Source organism: Hymenobacter puniceus (assembly GCF_014333525.1).
GTDB lineage: Bacteria > Bacteroidota > Bacteroidia > Cytophagales > Hymenobacteraceae > Hymenobacter.
This window is the reverse complement of sequence record NZ_JACSCX010000005.1, coordinates 210396-230540: the sequence shown is the minus strand read 5'-3', so window position 1 is coordinate 230540 and position 20145 is coordinate 210396. Positions and strand designations below refer to the sequence as shown.

Annotated in this window: 15 protein-coding genes; 10 read left to right on the top strand and 5 right to left on the bottom strand. The window is 59.9% G+C overall.

Features of this window, described 5'->3' with window-relative positions; genetic code table 11:
• Window positions 1-294 precede the first annotated feature (294 nt).
• From H8B14_RS15310 to acs, 8 genes are all read left to right on the top strand, one after another.
• A complete protein-coding gene (locus H8B14_RS15310) occupies window positions 295-717 on the top strand; it encodes an IS1/IS1595 family N-terminal zinc-binding domain-containing protein (protein WP_187316529.1) in 423 nt (140 codons plus the stop codon).
• 141 nt (window positions 718-858) lie between these two features.
• Window positions 859-2400 (top strand): hypothetical protein, encoded by a 1542-nt coding sequence (locus H8B14_RS15305; protein ID WP_261990041.1) that lies wholly within the window; start codon window positions 859-861, stop codon window positions 2398-2400.
• A gap of 120 nt (window positions 2401-2520) precedes the next feature.
• Window positions 2521-4041 (top strand): MFS transporter, encoded by a 1521-nt coding sequence (locus H8B14_RS15300; protein ID WP_187316528.1) that lies wholly within the window; start codon window positions 2521-2523, stop codon window positions 4039-4041.
• Between the two features lie 133 nt (window positions 4042-4174).
• A complete protein-coding gene (locus H8B14_RS15295) occupies window positions 4175-4444 on the top strand; it encodes a hypothetical protein (protein WP_261990040.1) in 270 nt (89 codons plus the stop codon).
• Between the two features lie 175 nt (window positions 4445-4619).
• The gene (locus H8B14_RS15290) at window positions 4620-7370 is read left to right on the top strand and encodes a sensor histidine kinase (RefSeq protein ID WP_187316527.1); all 2751 of its coding nucleotides are present in this window, start codon (window positions 4620-4622) and stop codon (window positions 7368-7370) included.
• A 174-nt stretch (window positions 7371-7544) separates the two neighbouring features.
• Window positions 7545-7931 (top strand): response regulator transcription factor, encoded by a 387-nt coding sequence (locus tag H8B14_RS15285; protein ID WP_187316526.1) that lies wholly within the window; start codon window positions 7545-7547, stop codon window positions 7929-7931.
• Between the two features lie 63 nt (window positions 7932-7994).
• Window positions 7995-9926, top strand: a complete 1932-nt coding sequence (locus tag H8B14_RS15280; protein WP_187316525.1) for an AMP-binding protein — start codon at window positions 7995-7997, stop codon at window positions 9924-9926.
• A 72-nt stretch (window positions 9927-9998) separates the two neighbouring features.
• Window positions 9999-11927: an acetate--CoA ligase gene (gene acs / locus H8B14_RS15275; protein ID WP_187316524.1), complete on the top strand. Its 1929-nt coding sequence runs from the start codon at window positions 9999-10001 to the stop codon at window positions 11925-11927.
• A gap of 120 nt (window positions 11928-12047) precedes the next feature.
• On the opposite strand, the gene H8B14_RS15270 is transcribed toward acs, so the two are convergent.
• A complete protein-coding gene (locus tag H8B14_RS15270; protein WP_187316523.1) occupies window positions 12048-12587 on the bottom strand; it encodes a hypothetical protein in 540 nt (179 codons plus the stop codon).
• Between the two features lie 27 nt (window positions 12588-12614).
• A complete protein-coding gene (locus H8B14_RS15265) occupies window positions 12615-13754 on the bottom strand; it encodes a zinc-dependent alcohol dehydrogenase (protein ID WP_187316522.1) in 1140 nt (379 codons plus the stop codon).
• A 272-nt stretch (window positions 13755-14026) separates the two neighbouring features.
• On the opposite strand from H8B14_RS15265, the gene H8B14_RS15260 reads away from it, so the two are divergent.
• Window positions 14027-15610, top strand: a complete 1584-nt coding sequence (locus tag H8B14_RS15260; protein ID WP_187316521.1) for a glycerol-3-phosphate dehydrogenase/oxidase — start codon at window positions 14027-14029, stop codon at window positions 15608-15610.
• 70 nt (window positions 15611-15680) lie between these two features.
• Here H8B14_RS15260 and fahA read toward each other — a convergent pair whose 3' ends face one another.
• Window positions 15681-16964 carry a fumarylacetoacetase gene (gene fahA, locus H8B14_RS15255; protein ID WP_187316520.1) on the bottom strand — a complete coding sequence of 428 codons (1284 nt, stop codon included), beginning with the start codon at window positions 16962-16964 and terminating at the stop codon, window positions 15681-15683.
• 1083 nt (window positions 16965-18047) lie between these two features.
• Complete coding sequence (locus tag H8B14_RS15250; protein ID WP_187316519.1) at window positions 18048-18464, bottom strand: ribosomal maturation YjgA family protein; 417 nt, start codon at window positions 18462-18464, stop codon at window positions 18048-18050.
• A gap of 130 nt (window positions 18465-18594) precedes the next feature.
• On the opposite strand from H8B14_RS15250, the gene H8B14_RS15245 reads away from it, so the two are divergent.
• Window positions 18595-19365 (top strand): oxygenase MpaB family protein, encoded by a 771-nt coding sequence (locus H8B14_RS15245; protein WP_187316518.1) that lies wholly within the window; start codon window positions 18595-18597, stop codon window positions 19363-19365.
• Between the two features lie 142 nt (window positions 19366-19507).
• Here the strand turns inward: H8B14_RS15245 and H8B14_RS15240 are convergent, their stop codons facing one another.
• Window positions 19508-19843 (bottom strand): NifU family protein, encoded by a 336-nt coding sequence (locus H8B14_RS15240; protein ID WP_187316517.1) that lies wholly within the window; start codon window positions 19841-19843, stop codon window positions 19508-19510.
• Window positions 19844-20145 lie beyond the last annotated feature (302 nt).

The window sequence follows — 20145 nt, the reverse complement described above, 5'->3', positions numbered from 1 at the left end:
GTTGCCGATGGTGCCAGTGCTAGGGGTGAAGCCCAAGTTTTTCGTAGTAATAGCGACGGTTCAACAGAGCATCAGTAGAAAGGGCTGCTGCCTAGGTGCTTTCGTTCTGTAGCCTCCTCAGGTGCCGTTTGCCACCACGTATCTTTTTACAATCCCGATAGTAAGTGGTTTTACGGTGCTTGATGACTCTCATGGCTACCCGATTGAAATAGCGAATAGAAACGTTTTTTTGCTAAAATACTATATCTTTACTAAATAGCTATAGATATTTTGTAAGTCCTCACTCACCACTCCATGTCACAGATCAGCTGCCCTAAGTGTGAATCCAAAGAAGCCACTAAAAGCGGTATTGTGGGCGGTCGGCAGCGTTTTAAGTGCCGAAATTGCGGTTACCATTACTCGGTAGCCAAGACGGGCAAGGAAACCAATCCATACTATGTCATTAAGGCCTTACAACTCTACGTTGAGGGAGTCAGCTACCGCGAAATCGAGCGGCTGCTGGGGGTGAGCCATGTGAGCGTGATGAATTGGGTAAAGAAATACGGGGTCAAAGCTCCGCGCCAGACGGAATATCATCCAACCTATAAAATACTTAACCAGAAAGAGTTGGCGGAGTTTTTTCAGAAGCCGGAAAACCTGAAGGAGGCGGGATTAATGGTAACGGAGCTGGGCGACAAGTATATGATGATCCGCTGGGAACGGTTTCGGCAAGGGTAGGGGCTATAGCGCTTAGCGGAACTATAGCAAATGGGTGGCTTCTGTGGGAGGATTCTACTACTTGACGGCACGTTCTGGCCTCCACGAGGCGCGGGTTGTCTTTCCTGACCTTCTTCCACATTCATTCCCACCACCTTCACCATGCAAAATACCCGTTATGCGCTGGCTTTAGGCGCGCTGCTGTCAGCAGCCGGCGCGTCTGCCCAAGTGGCGCCTACTCCGCCACCAAGCACTACCCCGCCCGCTCCGGCTCCCGCAGCTCCGGTCCCGGTGGTAGCCGCCACGCCGCCGCCACCCACCGAGTCGGCGCCCTACGGGCCAGGTATGAAAGTGAATATCTCGGCTGACGGCTCTAAGTATATCCGCTTTATCACCTGGCACCAGGTATGGGCCCGCTACACTGAAAACAACACCGGAACCCTGCGCGCCCCTGGCAAGCCCCAGTCCGATCAGGTGGACTTTGCTTTGCGCCGCTCCCGCTTTATTGTGCTGTCGCAGCTGAATCCGCGGTTTCTGGTGTACACCCACATCGGCATCAACAACCAGACGGCCGTGAGCGGCGGTACGGCCCCGGCCGTGGATGGCAAGAAGCCGCAGCTGTTTGTGCACGAGGCGGTGGTAGAGTACAAGGTGAACAAGTACCTGAACCTGGGGGCCGGCATGCACTACCAGAATGGCCTCTCGCGCATGACGCGCTCCAGCACCATCAACTACCTCACGCTGGACGCGCCGCTCACCAACTGGCCCGTTATTGAAGCCATCGACCAGTTTGTGCGGGGCATTGGCGTGTACGGCAAAGGTCGCGTCGGCAAGCTCGATTACGTACTGTCGGTCAACGAATCATTCCTGACCAACCAAACCGGTGCCTTCAGCACGCCGCTTGGCTTGGGCACTACCACCGGTACGGGTAGCGCGGCCGTGAATACGGGCACCAATGTGGCACAGTACAATCCGCAAGGCACCAACCATGTGTACCAAGGCTACGCCAGCTACGAATTTCTGGAGCAGGAAGCCAACCTGCTGCCATTCAATGTAGGCACATACCTGGGCTCTAAGCGCGTGTTCAACATCGGGGCCGGCTTCTTCTACAACAAGGACGGAATGGTGTCGCGCCCGAATAGCAGCGTTTTGGATGCCGCGGGTATCACGGCGGCTAACGCCGCCGGTACCAGCGCTTTTAACACAGTGCCTACCGAGAAGCACGATATTGCTTTGTTTTCGGCTGATGTGTTCTTTGATACACCGGTCAACAAGGAAACCGGTACGGCTTTCACGGCCTACGCAGTGTACTACAACTACAACATGGGCCCCAATCATACCCGTTTCATCGGGGCCTCGAACCCTGGCTGGGGCACGGATGCCCGCCGCGGCAATGCCGTGCCGCACTCCGGCACCGGCAACGTGGGCTACGTGCAGGCCGGCTATCTGCTGCCTAAGAGCCTGCTGGGCCCCAAGCTGCGGGTGCAGCCCTACGCCTCGCACCTACTGGCCGGCTACGAAGGCCTGCGCAAGTCCGACGGGGAGCAGCAGAACGTGAACATCTTCGATGCCGGCGCCAACTTCTACGTTGATGGCCACAACGCCAAATTCACGCTCAACTACCGCGCCCGGCCCGATTTTACGGACGTGAACAACGTGAACTACAAGCCGGAAATTACGCTCCAGACGCAGGTTGCCCTGTAAAACATTTTGCTGCAGACTGCCGCCATGGCCTCAGGAATCAGTGGTTGAAAGCCACTGATTCCTGCGCCGTACGTGGTGTTGGCGCTCATCATCCATCTTCCCACTTCATTTCTGCCCACCATGAACCAAAACCTACCGCAGCGTGATTCCGGAGCATACTCCGGAGCCACTCCCGTGGCTGGCACGGCCGAGGCCGTGAGCCACGACAACAACGACGTTTCGACCAGCAAGATCTGGCAGGTGATTACGGCTTCCTCAGTAGGCACCGTAATCGAGTGGTACGACTTCTACATTTTCGGTTCGCTGGCCGCCATCATCGGGCCGGTGCTGTTCGGCTCAACGGGCAAGATTGAGGACACCATTCTGGGTACGCTGGCTGTGTTTGGGGCCGGTTTCGTGGTGCGGCCATTTGGTGCCGTGTTCTTTGGCCGCATCGGCGACATGATCGGGCGGAAGTACACGTTTCTGCTGACGCTGCTCATCATGGGCGGCGCCACGTTCGTGACGGGTTTGATTCCAAGCTACGACAAAATCGGGGTGGCGGCTCCCATCATCGTGACCTTGCTGCGCCTGCTGCAGGGTCTGGCGCTGGGTGGTGAGTACGGCGGCGCCACTACGTATGTGGCTGAGCACTCGCCGGACAACAAGCGGGGCTACTACACTTCGTTCATTCAGATTACGGCCACGGCCGGCCTGTTTCTGAGCATTCTGGTGATTATCACGACCCGCAAAACCATGGGTGAGGATGCCTTTAAGGAGTGGGGCTGGCGCATTCCGTTCCTGCTGTCGGGTCTGTTGGTAATTGCTTCCTACTACATCCGCCGCAAGCTGCACGAGTCGCCGCTGTTTGCCAAAGCCAAGGCAGAGGGTAAAACCAGCACCAACCCACTGCGCGAGTCGTTCGTGAACCCCGTAAACCGCCGCCTCGTGCTCATTTCGCTGTTCGGCGCCACCATGGGCCAGGGTGTGGTGTGGTACACCGGCCAGTTCTACGCCTACTCGTTTATGCAGAACACGCTCAAGCTCGACCTCGTGGATGCCTCGCTGGTGCTGTGCATTGCGCTGCTGCTGGCTACGCCGTTCTTCGTGTATTTCGGTAGTCTCTCGGACCGTATCGGGCGCAAAAAGATCATCATGATGGGTTTGCTCTGCGGCGCGCTGTTCACCATTCCGATTTTCTACGGCCTCAAGGCGTTTGCCGGCCCACTCACCGAAACCGCCGCTGCCACCGTGGATGCCACCGGCAAAGCCGTTCCCGCCGTAATGAAAGCCCTTTCGCCGAGCCTCGTGCCCATGACAGTGCTGACATTCTGTTTGGTGCTGTTCGTGACCATGGCTTACGGCCCGATTGCGGCTTATCTGGTAGAGCTGTTCCCCACGAAAGTGCGCTACACCAGCCTCTCGCTGCCGTACCACATCGGCAACGGCGTATTCGGGGGCTTCGTGCCCTTCATTGCCACGGCCCTTACGCTGCGCGCCGCGGCCCAGCCCGAAGGCACGCTGTTTAAAACCTACAGCAGTTTCGCTGGCCTGCTTTATCCGGTCATCATTGCCCTGATCTGCTGGTTTATCGGGCAGGCGCTGATGAAGGACGTGCGCAACGTGAAGCTGATGGAAGAAAACTCCGGCGACGTAAAATAGGCTGAACCCTCCCGGCCGAAACATACAAAATCCGCCGGGCCGTTGGTTCGGCGGATTTTGTATGTTTCGGCCGGTCCTTGCCAGTTTGCCTTGTGTTAGCTGGCAAGCCGAATACCACCTTTTACGCTGTGTTATGGCCGCTCCTTTGCCACCCGCTTCTACCAGACCTGCGCCGCTGCCATCCGGCCCATTGCCCGACCGCCCGGAGCAGCGCCTTGGCCAGCGCCTGCTGTTCGTGGCTGTGCTGTTCGGGGTGCTGCTCACGTTCCCGTTCCTCGGCACCTTCGACCGGGAAACACGCATTGGCGGTATTCCCGGACTCTACCTCTACGTGTTGCTCGCCTGGGCGTCGCTGGTAGCCCTGACGGGCTGGCTGGTACGGGGTAAGTCTGCTAAAAGCTAAAGGGAGATGATTGGAAAACCTCGGAAAACAGAGCGTCATGTTGAGCCTGACGAAGCATGTCTATCGCTTCGTCGGACAGTTCAGGCGAAGCCTTCATGCTTCGGCAGGCGCAGCATAACGTCTTCGTAAACCCCAACTGCCCGAAAATTCTTAATTACTACATCAAGTCATCCTCATGCCCACCTGGCTCGTCATCAGCTTTTCGTTCGGCTACCTTGTCCTGCTGTTTGGGGTGGCGTATGCGGCGGAGCGGCGGGCCGGCTCGGCGCGGCGGAGCTTGGTGAGCAACCCGTATGTGTACGCCCTGAGCATGGCTGTATACTGCACCGCCTGGACGTACTATGGCTCGGTGGGGCGGGCAGCATACTTCGGGCTGGAGTTTGTGGGCATCTACCTTGGGCCCACGCTCATGGCCCCGATGGCGTGGCTGGTGCTGCGCAAAATCATCCGCATCTGCCGGGTGCAGCGCCTCACGTCCATTGCCGATTTCATTTCGGCGCGCTACGGCAAAAGCGCCTGGCTCGGCGCCCTCGTGACGGTGGTGTGCGTGCTGGGTGTGGTGCCCTATATTTCGCTGCAAATCAAAGCCATTGCGGCCTCGTTTGACATCCTGACCGGGGGCGGTGGCACGCTGCAGGCCTCGGGCAGCGTGGCGGTGTCGTCGGCGTTTGCTACCACGGTGGCGCTGGCGTTTTTTACCATCATTTTTGGGGTGCGCTCCATTGAGGCCACCGAGCGGCACGAGGGCATGGTGCTGGCCGTGGCCCTGGAAAGCCTGGTGAAGCTGGTGGCGTTTCTGGCGGCCGGCCTGTTTGTCACCTATGGCCTGTTTGACGGGTTTGCGGACGTGTTTGAGCGGGCCGCCAAGGTGCCCGACCTCAGCCGACTGTTTACGCTGCAGGGCGCGGGCACCGGCGGCAGCCAGTGGCTCACGCTGCTGCTGCTGAGCATGTCGGCCATCCTGCTGCTGCCGCGTCAGTTCCAGGTGGCCGTGGTGGAAAACGTCAACGAAAACCACCTGCGCAAGGCCATGTGGCTGTTTCCGCTCTACCTCATCATTATCAATCTGTTTGTGCTGCCGCTGGCTTTTGGCGGGCGGCTGCTCGACGGGGCCGGCCAACTCGATGCCGACACATTTGTGCTGGCGTTGCCGCTGCAGGCGGGCCGGCCGTGGCTGGCGCTGCTCATCTATCTGGGCGGGCTGTCGGCGGCCAGCAGCATGATTATCGTGGAAACTATTGCCCTGAGCGTGATGATGAGCAACCACCTGCTGATGCCCTTGCTGGTGCGGGTGCCGGCCGCCCGCGCCGAAGGGCCGCGCTGGTTTGCTTACTTGGGCCAAGTGGCGCTGCATAGCCGCCGGCTGGCCGTGGTGCTGGTGTTGCTGCTGGCCTACGGCTACTACGTCGAAGTCAGCCACCTGCTGCCGCTGGTGAACATCGGGCTGGTGTCGTTTGCGGCGGTGGCGCAGTTTGTGCCGGTGGTGTTGGGCGGCCTCTACTGGAAAGGCGGTACCCGGCAGGGTGCTACGGCCGGCATTATGGCGGGCTTTGTGGTGTGGTTCTATACGCTGGTGCTGCCCACGCTGGTCGGCCCCGCGCTGCTGCCCGATACCGTGCTGCGCGAGGGGCTGTTTGGCTTGCACTGGTTGCGGCCGTTTGCACTCTTCAACCTCGAAGGGCTCGATTATCTGTCACACGGCTTGTTCTGGAGCTGGTTTTTCAATCTGGCGCTGTACGTGGGTGTGTCGTTGTGGAAGCAGCCCACCGACCTGGAGCTGCACCAAGCTGACGTGTTTGTAGACGTGTTTCGGCACGGCACTGGCTTCGAAGGACGGGCCGGCTGGCAGGGCGCCGCGGCCCTGCCCGATGTGCGGGCACTGCTGGCCGGCTTCCTTGGGAAAAAGCGCACCAACCAGGCCTTGCGGGCTTTCGAGCAACGGTTTCCGGATGCCCACGCACCCGATACGGCCAGCGTGCCCGCACCCCTCCAGGCAGATCCGCGGTTGCTGGCCTATGCCGAGAAATTGCTGGCCGGCAGCATAGGCCCGGCGTCGGCGCGGCTGCTGCTGCGCTCGTCGGTAGGGGTGGAGGATATCAGCTTCGACAACGTGGTAGGCATCCTGCGCGAAAGCCAACAGCTGCTGGAGGCCAACCGCCAACTGCAGAAGCAGCAGCGGCAGCTGCAGCGCCTCACCCAGGAGTTGCAGGCCGCCTACGACCAGCTGCAGGAGCTGGATCAGCACAAAGACGAGTTCCTCTACACCGTCACGCACGAGCTGCGCACGCCACTCACCAGCATCCGGGCGCTGTCGGAAATCCTCACCGACAACCCCGATCTGGAGGAAGAAGAGCAGCACCGGTTTCTGCTCACCATCACCAAGGAGTCGGAGCGCCTAAGCCGCCTGATTACGCTGGTGCTGGACCTGGAAAAGTACGAGTCGGGCAAGGCCACGCTGGAAAAAGCGCCGGTGGACGTGGCCGACGTCATCACCGATGCGCTGGAGGCTGTGGGGCAGCTCCTGCGCGCCAAGCACATCCACCTCGATCTGGCCGTGCCGCCCGGCTTGCCGCCCCTCTCCGGCGACCGGGACCGGCTGATGCAGGTGCTGGTGAATTTGCTTTCCAACGCTGTCAAATCGTGCCGCGCCGACGGTGGCGGCCGCATTCTGGTGAGCGTGGAAACCCCCGCTGACCAGCTGCGCATCACGGTGCAGGACAACGGTAAGGGCATTGCGCCGGAGTTTCACCAGCTCATCTTCGACAAGTTTTTCCAGGCCCGCAACCAAACCATGCGCAAGCCAGAAGGCTCGGGCCTGGGCCTGGCCATCACCAAGAAAATAGTGGAGCTGCACGCCGGCCGCATCTGGGTGGAAAGCGCACCCGAGCAGGGTGCCCGGTTCTCGTTTGAATTGCCGGTTTTATGAGAGTGCCAGAACAAAAAGTACGTCATGCTGAAAAGCACGTCATGCTGAGCTTGTCGAAGCATCTCTACCGCTTCGTTGATTTACTACTGCAACAAAGCGGTAGAGATGCTTCGACAAGCTCAGCATGACGTGCTTCCGCTCCACCCGCCCTATCCTTCGAAAACAAACGTTCCCATGCCTACGGTCCCGCACATTCTCATTGTCGATGACGAACCCAACATCGTCATGTCGCTGGAATTTCTGATGCGCAAGAGTGGCTATCAGGTCAGCATCGCCCGCAATGGCACCGAAGCCCTGGAGGCCATCGACCACACCGCCTTCGATGTGGTGCTGCTCGATATCATGATGCCCGACGTGGACGGCTACCAGGTATGCCGCCACCTGCGCCAGCGCCCCGACCGCACTGCCACCCGCGTGGTGATGCTGTCAGCCAAAAGCAAGGAGGCCGACGTGCAGAAAGGCTACGACGCCGGCGCCGACCTCTACCTACCTAAGCCGTTCAGCACCCGCCAACTCATGGAAAAAGTGCGGGAGCTGCTGCCGCTGGCCCGCAGCGGCTAGCCACCCGGGGCTTCCGAAAACTGCCTCCTGTCCGCCGCTTCCCACTATCCCGCTTCCCACCCCATGAACTCTGCCCATCACTCTTACCGCGCCGAGCACGCCGCCAGCCTCCTGGACCCCGACGCTTTCTGGGCTTCGCAGGCGCAGCAGCTGCACTGGTTCCGGGAGCCACCTCGGCCGGTACTCAGCCAGGCCGCTGACACCGGATTTTACCGCTGGTACCAAGGTGGGCAGCTCAATACCAGCTGGCTCTGCCTGGATTACCACGTAGAAAACGGCCGCGCCGAGCAGCTGGCCCTCATCCATGATTCGCCGGTGACGGGCACCGTGCGCCGCTTCACCTACCGCGAGCTGCTGGACCTGACCAGCCGTTTTGCCGGCGGCTTGCGCCAGGTGGGTGTGCAGCGCCACGACCGGGTTATCATCTACATGCCCAACATGCCCGAGGCGGTGGTGGCTATGCTGGCCTGCGCCCGACTGGGCGCAGTGCATTCGGTGGTGTTTGGCGGCTTTGCGCCCCACGAGCTGGCTGTGCGCATTGACGATGCCCAGCCTCGCGTCATCGTCTGCGCCTCGGCCGGGATGGAAGTCGACAAGCCCATTCCTTACAAGCCGCTCGTGGATGCTGCCATCAGCAAAGCCACCCACAAGCCTGCCCACGTGGTGGTGGTGCAGCGCGACTTCTGCGTGGCGGAAATGCAGGCCCCGCGCGACGTGAATTTCCAGACGCTGCTGCAGGCCGCGCCCGTGGCAGCCGTGCCCCTCGATGCTCCCGACCCGCTCTACATCCTGTACACCAGCGGCACCACCGGCAAGCCCAAAGGCGTGGTGCGCGACAACGGCGGCCACGCTGTAGCCCTGAAGTACAGCATGAGCGCCATCTACGGCGTGCAGCCTGGCGAAACCTTCTGGGCCGCCTCTGACCTGGGCTGGGCGGTGGGCCACAGCTACATCGTGTACGGGCCGCTGCTGCACGGCTGCACCACGGTGTTGTTTGAGGGCAAGCCAGTGCGCACGCCCGACGCCGGCACGTTCTGGCGCGTCATCCAGGACTACCAGGTGCGGGTGCTGTTCACGGCGCCTACTGCCATCCGGGCCATCAAGAAGGAAGACCCTACCGGCCAGCTGGCCGGGCAGTACGACCTCAGCAGTTTGCGCCACCTGTTTGTGGCCGGCGAGCGGTGCGACCCCGCCACCTACGACTGGGCCGGCGCCACGCTGGGCGTGCCCGTGGTAGACCATTGGTGGCAGACGGAATCGGGCTGGCCGATGCTGGCTACGCTGGTAGGCTTGCCCAGTATGCCCGCGCCCCGCGCCGGCAGTGCCGGCCACCCCGTGCCCGGCTACGACGTGCAGATTCTCGACGAAGCCGGCCTGCTTGTGCCGCGCGGCACCACCGGCCTGGTAGCAGTGCGCCTGCCGCTGCCGCCCGGCTGCCTGCCCACCCTCTGGCACGACGACGCCCGTTTTCAGCGCAGCTACCTCGACACCTTTCCCGGCTACTACCTCTCCGGCGACGGTGGCTACCGCGACGAGCAGGGCTACTGCTACATCATGGGCCGGGTGGATGATGTGATGAACGTGGCCGGCCACCGCCTGAGTACCGGCGAGATGGAGGAGCTGCTGGCAGCCCACCCAGCCGTGGCCGAGTGCGCCGTGCTGGGCATTGCCTGCGCGCTGCGTGGGCAGGTGCCGGTAGGGCTGGTGGTGCTCAAAGACGGCCAGACCATTGCGGAGCCGCAGCTGGAGCAAGAGTTGGTGTGCCTGATCCGGGAGCAAATCGGGGCAGTGGCGTGCTTCCGGCAGGCGGCCGTGGTGGCGCGCCTGCCCAAGACCCGCTCCGGCAAAATCCTGCGCAAAACCCTACGCCAACTCGCCGACGGTGAAGCGTTTACCATGCCCTCTGCCATCGACGACCCTGCCATCCTCGACGAAATCCGCGCGGTGCTGCGTAGAAGGGGTATCGGGCAGGCGTTTGAACAGAATGCCAGTTAATACATCACTCCCCTCCCTGAAAAAGGAGGAGAATTTTACCTCTAAAATTTCACCCACACATTCCCCCATATCATGCCCGACCAAACTCCTGCCAAGCATGCGCGCATTCGCAGCCTCGAAGGCTACCACGAGGCGTATCACCTCAGCATCAACCATCCCGAAGAGTTCTGGGCCTCGGTAGCGGCGCCCTTCACCTGGCGCCGCAAATGGGACAAGGTGCTGCACTCCGACATGGAAACCGGCCACAACGAGTGGTTTCAGGGCGCCCGCCTCAACATCACCGAGAACTGCCTGGACCGCCACCTGGCCACGCGCGGCAACAAGCTGGCCATCATCTACGAGCCCAACGACCCCAAAACCCGCCACCTGCGCCTCACTTACCGCGAGCTGCACCAGGAAGTCTGCCGCTTCGCCAACGTGCTGCACAACAACGGCGTGGAGAAAGGCGACCGGGTGTGCATCTACATGCCCATGATTCCGCAGCTGGCCATTGCGGTGCTGGCCTGTGCCCGCATCGGGGCGGTACATTCGGTGATTTTCGCCGGCTTCTCGGCCACGGCCATTGCCGACCGGGTGAACGACGCCCAGGCCACAGTGGTGCTCACGGCCGATGGCCTCAACCGCGGCGCCAAGCAGATTCCGGTGAAGCGCGTGGTAGATGAGGCCCTGGAAACCTGCCCCGGCGTGCGCCGCGTGATTGTGGTAGAGCACCTGGGCTGGCCTGTGCACATGGAGGAAGGCCGCGACGTATGGTACCACGAGGAAGCAGAGGGCGTGGCCAAAACCTGCCCCGCCGAAGAAATGGACGCCGAAGACCCGCTGTTCATCCTCTACACCTCGGGCAGCACCGGCAAGCCCAAAGGCGTCGTGCACAGCACCGCCGGCTACATGGTGTGGGCCGATTACACGTTCCGCAACGTGTTTCAGGTGGAAGAAAACGACATTTACTGGTGCACCGCCGATATCGGCTGGGTAACGGGCCACAGCTACCTGCTCTACGGCCCGTTGCTGGCCGGCAGCACTTCGCTCATGTTCGAGGGCATCCCCACGTACCCCGACGCCGGCCGCTTCTGGGAAGTCATCGACAAGCACTCGGTCAGCGTGTTCTACACCGCGCCCACAGCCATCCGCAGCCTCATGGCCGCGCCCCTCGACAACGTGCTTAGCTACTCGCTGGACTCGTTGCGGGTGATTGGCTCGGTAGGGGAGCCCATCAACGAGGAAGCCTGGTACTGGTACTACCAGCACGTGGGCAAGGAACGCTGCCCCATCGTGGATACGTGGTGGCAGACCGAAACCGGTGGTATCATGATTTCGGCGCTGGCGGGCATCACGCCCAGCAAGCCCACGCATGCGGGTTTGCCGCTGCCGGGCGTGCATCCGGTGCTGCTCAACCAGGATGGCACCGAAATCGAGGGCAACGACCAGGAAGGCTACCTCGCCATCAAGCAAAGCTGGCCGGGTATCATCCGGACCACCTACGGCGACCATGACCGGGCCGTGCAAACTTACTTTGCGCCCTACAAAGGCTACTACTTCACCGGCGACGGCGCCCGCCGCGACGAGCAGGGCCTCTACCGTATCATCGGCCGCGTGGATGATGTTATTAACGTGAGCGGCCACCGCTTCGGCACAGCCGAAATTGAAAACGCCATCAACCAGAACGCCAACGTGGTGGAAAGCGCCGTCGTGGGCTACCCCCACGACGTGAAAGGCCAGGGCATTTATGCCTACGTCATCTGCCGTTCGGGCGCTGTGGGGAAGGAGTCGGATAAGGCGCACATTGAGGCCAGCATCATTGAAACCATCGTGGCGGAAATCGGTAAAATCGCCAAACCCGACAAGATTCAGATTGTATCAGGCCTGCCCAAAACCCGCTCCGGCAAAATCATGCGCCGCATTCTGCGCAAGGTGGCCGAGGGCGAAATCAGCAGCCTCGGCGACACCACCACCCTGCTCGACCCGGCTGTGGTAGACGAAATCATCGAAGGGCGTAAGTAGAATCGTGCGACTTAACGGTTTGTCGGACTGATAAGCTCACCGACGCAAAGCATAAAAAGGCCTCAGCTGAAAAGCTGAGGCCTTTTTAAATTGGGAGCAGACTGCTGGCCTGCACTCGTTCTAAAACCGGCTCAGGTAGTCTTTCTTACGCTGTTTTGGTTTCTTCTTGCTGTCAGCCGACAGCCATACGACCAGGCCCGCCGTAACCGCGCCAATTGTGGCCATCTTGGTCAGGAACGCCGTTCGGTTGTGTTTCATTTCCACGGGGTAGCCTTTCTCGGCGAAGATGTTGGGCACCTTGCCGTGCACAAAATCGTCCAGAATGCCCTCAACCACGTTCACTCGGTCAGCAACCACCAAAGGCAGCCAGTGGCGGTAGCGGTTTTCGCTGTACTTGAACGCAAACCGGCGAATCAGGCCGCTGAGGCCGCTTGGGGGCACGGTAGTTCCATATACGGCCGATATATTGGGCCGCTCAATGGAACGCAGCTTCTCGGTGTCATCGTGCTGCAGGGTAGGGCGGTGCTTGCTGTCGGGGTCCTGGCCTACGTTCATGCGGGCCCGCATGGGGTAAGTGGGGTCGTTTTCAGGGTCTGCATCCACGCCCCAGCCCGGAATCTGCTTGGGGTCTATGGGCGTATTTACTACGTTCTTTTCCATGGTCAGTCGGTGTTTCGAAAGGGAAGGTTAAGGAATGAGCACGGGCTTGATACAGTTGTCGAGCTTGGCCGAAAACATGCGGTAGCCATCGGCCACTTCCGCCAGTGGAATGCGGTGCGTAATGAGCTCTTTGGGGTTGAGCGTGCCATTCTGCACGTGCTCGATCAAGCGCGGCAGCAGGCGCTTCACCGAGGCCTGATTGGCCCGAATGGTCAGGCCCTTGTTGAGCACATTGCCAATCGGAATCAAGTTGTCGGTCGGCCCGTACACGCCCACAATGGACACCACGCCTCCTTTCTTCACCGAGTTGATAGCCCAGTGCACGGCCGTAGCCGAGCCGGCCTGCAGCAGCAGCTTGCGGCCCGTAATGGTTTGCATGGCATTGCCGGCCGCTTCGGCCCCTACGGCGTCAATCACGCAGTCGGCCCCAATCCAGTCGGTCAGCCGCTTGATGAACACCACCGGGTCGTCCATTTCCTCGAAGTTGTAGGCCTCGCAGTACGAGTAGTTGCGGGCAAACTCCAGCCGGTACTCTTCTTTGTCGATGATAATCACGCGGCCGGCGCCAAACAGCCAGGCGCAGCGAGCGGCCATAATGCCAACCGGGCCTGCGCCAAACACCACCACTGTGTCGCCGGTCTGGATGCCGGCCATTTCCGCCGCCTGGTAGCCGGTGGGCACCACGTCGGTGAGCAGCACGGCATCATCCAGGTCCATGCCTTCCGGAACGATGGTCGGGCCTACATTGGCGTACGGCACGCGGGCGTACTCGGCCTGGCCGCCGTCGTAGCCGCCGGCAGTATGCGAATAGCCGAAGATGGCACCCACAGCCGAGGCCTCGGTATTAGATTCGTGGCAATTGCCGAACATGCCTTGGCGGCAAAAGTGGCACTCGCCGCAGGCAATATTAAACGGAACAATTACCCGGTCCCCGGTTTTCAGCTTCGTGACTTCAGAGCCGATTTCCACTACCTCGCCCACGAATTCGTGGCCGAAAGTGGTGCCCACGCGGGTATCTGGCACGTTGCCGTTGTAGAGATGCAGGTCTGAGCCGCAGATGCAGGTGCGCAGCACCTTCACAATAGCATCCTGTGGGTGCTTTATTTCCGGCATGGGTTTCTGCACGGCACGGACCCTTTTCGGGCCCCGGTAGTCCATAGCTAGCATATGCGTCTTGGTTTAAGAAGAAAGTAGAACAGGTGAGACGAAACGAGGAAGGTTGAAAAACAACGATTACACCTAGGGTCGACGCTAAGGTGTACCCGGTCGTCTGTGCCAAGGTTGTTAGTGTTCAGCTTCAATTTTGAGAGTTGAACCTAGAAGTGGTTGCCTGCCAAGGCGCTGAGGCGCGGACAAATAGCCAGTGGCTGTTGTGCTGAAAAGCCGGCTGAATTCAGCTGGTACTTCCGTATACTGCCGCACTCAACTCAGCTTTCACCATGCCTGACTTTGTCCGCGCCGCTCATCTGGCCCAGCTTACCGCAACGCCCGCCTGGGACGTGCTTGTTATTGGAGGTGGCGCCACGGGGCTGGGCGTGGCGGTGGATGCGGCCAGCCGCGGCTACCGCACGCTGCTGCTGGAGCGCACCGACTTTGCGCAGGGCACCAGCAGCCGCAGCACCAAGCTTGTGCACGGCGGGGTGCGCTATTTGGCGCAGGGCCAGGTGGGGCTGGTGCGCGAAGCCCTGCGCGAGCGGGCCCGGCTGCTACAGAATGCGCCGCACCTGGCGCACCGGCAGGCTTTCGTGATTCCGTGCTACCGGTGGTGGGAGCGGCCGTGGTACCTGCTTGGCCTGAAGATATATGACCTGCTGGCCGGCCGGCACAATATCGGTGGGGCCCGGGCGCTGGATGTCACCGAAACTGCCCGCCATCTGCCGGGCGTACAGTTAACAGGGTTGCGGGGCGGCGTGCGCTACTTCGACGGGCAGTTCAATGATGCCCGGCTGGCGCTCAACCTGGCCCAGACGGCCGCCAACCACGGCGCCACGGTGCTCAATTACGTATCTGTGGCAGCGCTGCAGAAAAATGCTGCCGGCCGCGTGTGCGGTGCCATTGCCCGCGACCAGGAAACCGGCCATACCTATGCGCTGCAGGCTAAAGTGGTGGTAAATGCCACTGGTGTATTCGTAGATGACGTGCTGCGCCTCGATACGCCCGCTGCCGCCCCACTGGTGCGCCCCAGCCAGGGCGTGCACGTGGTGCTGCCCACCGACTTCCTGCCCGGCCCCGAGGCCCTCATGATTCCGCAGACGCCCGACGGTCGGGTGCTGTTTGCAGTGCCGTGGCTATGCCGGGTGGTGGTAGGCACCACCGACACATTGGTGCCGCAAGCCACGCTTGAGCCCCGCGCTCAAGCTGACGAAGTGCGCTTTATCCTGGAAACGGCCGGCCGCTACCTCACGCGCCCGCCCAAGCTTAGTGATGTGCTCAGCACCTGGGCCGGCCTGCGCCCTTTAGCAGCACCCACGCAGGCAGGAGCCGCTACCAAGGAAATTTCGCGCAGCCACAAGCTGCTGGTGTCAGCGTCAGGCCTGCTCACGATCATCGGCGGCAAATGGACTACCTACCGCCAGATGGCCGAAGATGCAGTGGACCGCGCCCAGCAGCTTGCTGCCTTGCCCCAGCAAGCCTGCCGCACCGCCACAATGCCCATCCACGGTGCCGCACCGCTGGATTCGCTGCCCAGTTCTCACCTGGCCGCTTACGGCGCTGATGCTGCCGGGCTGCAGCAATTGCTGGCTGACAATCCAGTCTGGGCGGCCCCACTAGCCCCCGGCTTTCCCTTTCTGCTGGCCGAAGTGGTATGGGCTGCCCGCCACGAAATGGCCCGTACCGTAGCCGACGTGCTGGCCCGCCGCCTGCGGCTGCTATTCCTGGACGCCACCGCCGCCACTACGGCGGCGCCGGTAGTAGCGCATCTGCTTGCCACTGAGCTAGGTCATTCCGAAACGTGGCAACAGCAACAGCTGGCGGATTTTGCGCAGTTGGCGGCTGGGTACCGCAGTTTGCCGGAAAGCTGAAAAGCTGTCGGCCCATCCTCGCAAGGGCAGCCGCCAGCTTTTCAGACAGGTTTTTTAAAGCAGGAAAGTCCTACACCACCGGCGCGGGCAGCACTTTGCCCGTCACTTCGCCGAAACCGATGCGCAGGCCGTCTTTTTCGCAGTAGCCGCGCATGGTCACGGTGTCGCCATCGAGCAGAAACTTGCGCTCCGAGCCGTCGGCCAGGGGCACAGGGCGGGTGCCGCGCCAGGCCAGCTCCAGCATCGAGCCCAATGAGTCGGGCGTGGCCCCCGAGATGGTACCTGAGGCGTACAGGTCACCGACCTGCAGGTTGCAGCCGTTGGAGGCCTGGTGGGTTAGCTGCTGGGCCATGCTCCAGTACATGAGCCCAAAGTTGGAGCGCGAAATGGTGGTGGCGGGGCCGTTCTCAGGCTGCAGCTCCACTTCCAGGTGTACATCGAAATTGTGCTTATCCAGCTGGCGCAGATACAGCAGCGGCTCGGGCTCCTGCACCGGCCCGGCCACCCGAAACGGCTCCAGCGCGTCCAGCGTGACTACCCACGCCGACATGCTGCTGCCGAAGCTCTTGCCCAGAAACGGCCCCAGCGGCACGTACTCCCAGCTCTGAATGTCGCGCGCGCTCCAGTCGTTGAACAGCACCAGCCCGAAGATGTGGTCCTCGGCATGCTGAATCGGCACGGTGTCGCCAAGGTGCGTGCCCTGGCCCACGATGAAGCCCACTTCCAGCTCGAAGTCCAGCTGCTGCGACGGTCCGAAGGTGGGCGCGGCAGCATCGGGCGCCTTGCGCTGCCCGTTGGGCCGGCGGATATCGGTGCCGCTCACCACAATGCTGCTGGCCCGGCCGTGGTAGCCGATGGGAATGTGCCGCCAGTTGGGCAGCAGCGCGTTGGCCGGGTCGCGGAACATGATGCCCACGTTGGTGGCGTGCTCGATGCTGCTGTAGAAATCGGTGTAGTTGTGGGGCTTCACGGGGCGCAGCATCCGCACCTCGCGCTGGCGCAGCAGACACTCGCGCATCACCTCATCCGAGCGGAGCGCGGTGCTGTCGTGGCGCAGCAGCTCTGAGACGCGCTGGCGCACGGCCCGCCACGCCGGCCGGCCCAGGGCAATGAACTGGTTGAGCGAGCGGCGGCGGAACACCTTGGGCATCTTGGCGCCTAAATCCAGGTCATCGAAAAAACCGAACTGGGCCACGGCGTACAGATCCAGTACATACTCGCCAATGGCCACGCCCAGCCGCGGTCCGCGCTCCTCTGTCTCAAACACGCCGAAGGGCAGGTTCTGAATGGGAAAGTCGCTGCCGGGGGCAATATCAATCCAGGAATGCAGGGCGGGGTCGTTGGGGTTAGCCATTCGGTTGCTCGTTAGTGGTAGGAGCGGTAAAGGTAACGGGGACGACGGAATGGGGCCGGCTAGTGGAACTGATGGGCGAGCGGCAGCTAAACACTTTAAGTATCTTCGCGCTAAGCACTAAGTCTTGAGAAAAAACTGAACTGCGCCACAGCGCACAAAGTCAGTATGTATTCTTCAGTGGCTCCGCTATTTACGAAGCTGCTATATTGATCCATATAAAAAAAAGTAAAATAATAGTAGTATGTACATAGTCAAAAGGATTAGCATGCTCCGAATTATAGTGGCAATTTTGTTGTCTACAGGGATTTGCATAAGTGTAAGAAATTATTATGAGTATGAGCCCGAGAATATTGGTCCTCATTTAATTCCTTTGTTTAATCGTCGATTGATTTTGTTTTTATATGCAAAAATTGTTTGGGTTATGTTATTGTATTTAGTCATCTGTGGATTTGACGTGATAAGAATTAATAAATATATAATGTTATTTACAGCAGAGGTATTTGTAATATCGCCATTATATTATATTGTCTTAGATAATAGATTAAGCAGTTCATGCTACTTCAATTAAATAACTCAGGTATTGATATTCTCTGTGGTTATTTACTATGCGTTAATAAAGCTGTTTAAAGTACGTGAATATAATCTTTTGCGTACTAAAACATTATATTTTATATGCTTTTCCATATTCGCGTCTATGTTATACGTGATAATTGGTTATAGTATGTGAATATATTAATCATATAATTATGAAATGCGTGTATATATAATGAATTGTTATTTTAGCGTTTGTGTAATGTGCACTTGAGTTGTCTTAGTGTTCTGCATTCGTGGTTTTAATGATCATGGAAATGTATTTGATATTTAGTGAAAGAATATCAGCTATAACGTATAAATGATATGAGTAGCTTTTTAAGACTAATATTCGAAAGCTGAATTTTTTGTTTTTATCAGTGACTAATAGGTATTGCGGGCGAATATTAATATTGATAAACGTACACTTTTCCAAACTCACAGCGCCCCGCCCCAACCGGAAAACCGGCAGGAGCGGGGCGTTGCTGTTTTACATAAAAAATGACCTTCCCTTTACACTGGCGCCTGACGGTAGCGCCAGCCGCTTTCCAGGCCGCAGCCTAGCAGTATTCCCACGCAGTAGCAAATTACATCCGTCCACAGAAAGCCGTAGCCCAGCACCAAGCCGCCCAGCGTGGTGTGGCGCACGGCAGTAAGCCAGGGCGCCTGGTAGAGTTGGCTGGTTTCGATAGCCAGCGCTACAAGTCCGGCAGCTGCGCCGATGTTGCGTATCAGCCATCGGAGCCGGAGTAGCGCAATCAGCCAGAAAACCAGCAGGGCCCACAATGTGTCGCCGGCGTAGGCGGCCAGCCACGCCGGGAGTTCCGGAGCGTAGCGCCGGGCGCCCAGCCCTAGCAACAGGGTAAGTAGCGCAGAGGCCAGCAGCCGCAGCCGTTGGGTAGATAGGTTAACTAGTAGGGGTCGGGGCATCACCAGTAATCATAGAAGTTGCCTCAAATTTAGTAAACTTTGTATTTGAAAGTACTTTGGTAACTTGCAGGCAGAAATCAGCTTTTCCCAACTGTTAGTGAAGTAAGCGGACGTAGAGTAGCAACTTGTTATGGAATATTTTGTGTCGCAGAATTCGGTTGTGCGTGTCATTTGGGGCAAGGCCGATACCATCCTGTTCATTTTTGCCGGAGCCGCGGCGGAGTTTGCCGTCAATAAGGCAGTGGACTGGCTGTACTTCACCGGCCGTCTGCCCGCCGACCCGCTGGGGCGTTTGTTCTCCACGGTAGAATACGCCCGCCAGATTGTATTTGCTGAGCAGGCCGCGGCCGAGCGCGCCATTGATACCATTACCGCCATTCACGCCGCCGTGGAGGCGCGTCGGGGCCAGCGCATCTCCGACTGGGCCTACCGCGACGTGCTGTTTATGCTCATCGATTACTCCATCCGGGCGTTTGAGACGCTGGAGCGGCCGCTGACTGCTGCCGAAAAGGAAGAGGTGGTGGTGGTGTTTGGCCGGGTGGGGCAGCGGATGAGCATTCCGGAGGTACCCCTGACGTATGCCACCTGGCAAGTGGCCCGCTACCAGCATCTGCAGCAAAACCTGGCGCCCAGCCGCTACACTACCAACCTGTATCAGCAGTACCGCAAGCACCTGGGGCCTGTGCGCTACCCGCTTTTGCTGGCCGCGCAGGGACTGATAGTGCCGCCGCACGTGCGCTTCCTGCTGGGTCTGGGCCGGGGCTACTGGCTGCGCCTCGTCATTCCGGTGTACCGCCGCACCCAGCGGCTCGGGCTAAGCCAGTGGGCCCGCGAGGCACTGCTGCCCACTGCCTACAAAGCCCAGATTCAGGCCCTGGATCCGGTGCGCTCAGCTGCCTGAGTCTGGTGGCGCGAGTGGGCCAGACGAGCGAAAAAGTTTAAGTATACGATACATGAACTGTTCACCCAGGCCCTAAAGCCGGCGCGCCCCGCTCTCACCGGAAAACGGCAGGAGCGGGGCGCAGGGCAATTAACGAAGTAACTTAAAACTCTGGTGTTGGTACGGGAGTCGGCGACACAGGATGACCCGTCTGGCCAGCGGGCTGCGCCGACATGGGCGTGAGGTTGATGGCTTCTACCGCCCGGATTTCGGGCACCGCTTTCTTCACCGATTCCTCCACGCCGGCTTTCAGCGTCATCGGCGACATGGGGCAGGTGCCACAAGCGCCGAGCAGCTCCAGCCGTAGCACCATATCAGCGGTGATATCAAGCACACGCACATTGCCTCCGTCGGCAGCCAGATAAGGCCGGATTGTGTCCAGAGCCTGTTCGATGCGAGGCAGGAGCGGATGAGTTTCCACGGCGGGCGATACGGTCATAACGGGAATTTCACGGGTTGTACGCTGGTTGGGCCGGAAAGCGTAAGCCAGCGTCGGCAATACAAAAGCAAAGGTAGAACATTCAGCCGACGCTACAGTAAACCGGCCGGAGCGGGGAGAAGTTCAGGGGGAACATAGCTACGGAGAACGTGAGAAATTGCCCGTCATGCTGAGCGAAGGCGGAGCCGCAGTCGAAGCATCTCTACCTCCGGCTAATTGATAGCATTGAAACGAAGCGGTAGAGATGCTTCGACTCCGCTCCGCTTCGCTCAGCATGACGGTCTATCTACTCCGTCGTTACG

What these genes read in the sequence shown, in the direction of transcription:
- H8B14_RS15310 (WP_187316529.1), top strand. Translation starts at nt 295, where the DNA reads ATGTCACAGATCAGCTGCCCTAAGTGTGAATCCAAAGAAGCCACTAAA.
- H8B14_RS15305 (WP_261990041.1), top strand. Translation starts at nt 859, where the DNA reads ATGCAAAATACCCGTTATGCGCTGGCTTTAGGCGCGCTGCTGTCAGCA.
- H8B14_RS15300 (WP_187316528.1), top strand. Translation starts at nt 2,521, where the DNA reads ATGAACCAAAACCTACCGCAGCGTGATTCCGGAGCATACTCCGGAGCC.
- H8B14_RS15295 (WP_261990040.1), top strand. Translation starts at nt 4,175, where the DNA reads ATGGCCGCTCCTTTGCCACCCGCTTCTACCAGACCTGCGCCGCTGCCA.
- H8B14_RS15290 (WP_187316527.1), top strand. Translation starts at nt 4,620, where the DNA reads ATGCCCACCTGGCTCGTCATCAGCTTTTCGTTCGGCTACCTTGTCCTG.
- H8B14_RS15285 (WP_187316526.1), top strand. Translation starts at nt 7,545, where the DNA reads ATGCCTACGGTCCCGCACATTCTCATTGTCGATGACGAACCCAACATC.
- H8B14_RS15280 (WP_187316525.1), top strand. Translation starts at nt 7,995, where the DNA reads ATGAACTCTGCCCATCACTCTTACCGCGCCGAGCACGCCGCCAGCCTC.
- acs (WP_187316524.1), top strand. Translation starts at nt 9,999, where the DNA reads ATGCCCGACCAAACTCCTGCCAAGCATGCGCGCATTCGCAGCCTCGAA.
- H8B14_RS15270 (WP_187316523.1), bottom strand. Translation starts at nt 12,587, where the DNA reads ATGGAAAAGAACGTAGTAAATACGCCCATAGACCCCAAGCAGATTCCG.
- H8B14_RS15265 (WP_187316522.1), bottom strand. Translation starts at nt 13,754, where the DNA reads ATGCTAGCTATGGACTACCGGGGCCCGAAAAGGGTCCGTGCCGTGCAG.
- H8B14_RS15260 (WP_187316521.1), top strand. Translation starts at nt 14,027, where the DNA reads ATGCCTGACTTTGTCCGCGCCGCTCATCTGGCCCAGCTTACCGCAACG.
- fahA (WP_187316520.1), bottom strand. Translation starts at nt 16,964, where the DNA reads ATGGCTAACCCCAACGACCCCGCCCTGCATTCCTGGATTGATATTGCC.
- H8B14_RS15250 (WP_187316519.1), bottom strand. Translation starts at nt 18,464, where the DNA reads ATGCCCCGACCCCTACTAGTTAACCTATCTACCCAACGGCTGCGGCTG.
- H8B14_RS15245 (WP_187316518.1), top strand. Translation starts at nt 18,595, where the DNA reads ATGGAATATTTTGTGTCGCAGAATTCGGTTGTGCGTGTCATTTGGGGC.
- H8B14_RS15240 (WP_187316517.1), bottom strand. Translation starts at nt 19,843, where the DNA reads ATGACCGTATCGCCCGCCGTGGAAACTCATCCGCTCCTGCCTCGCATC.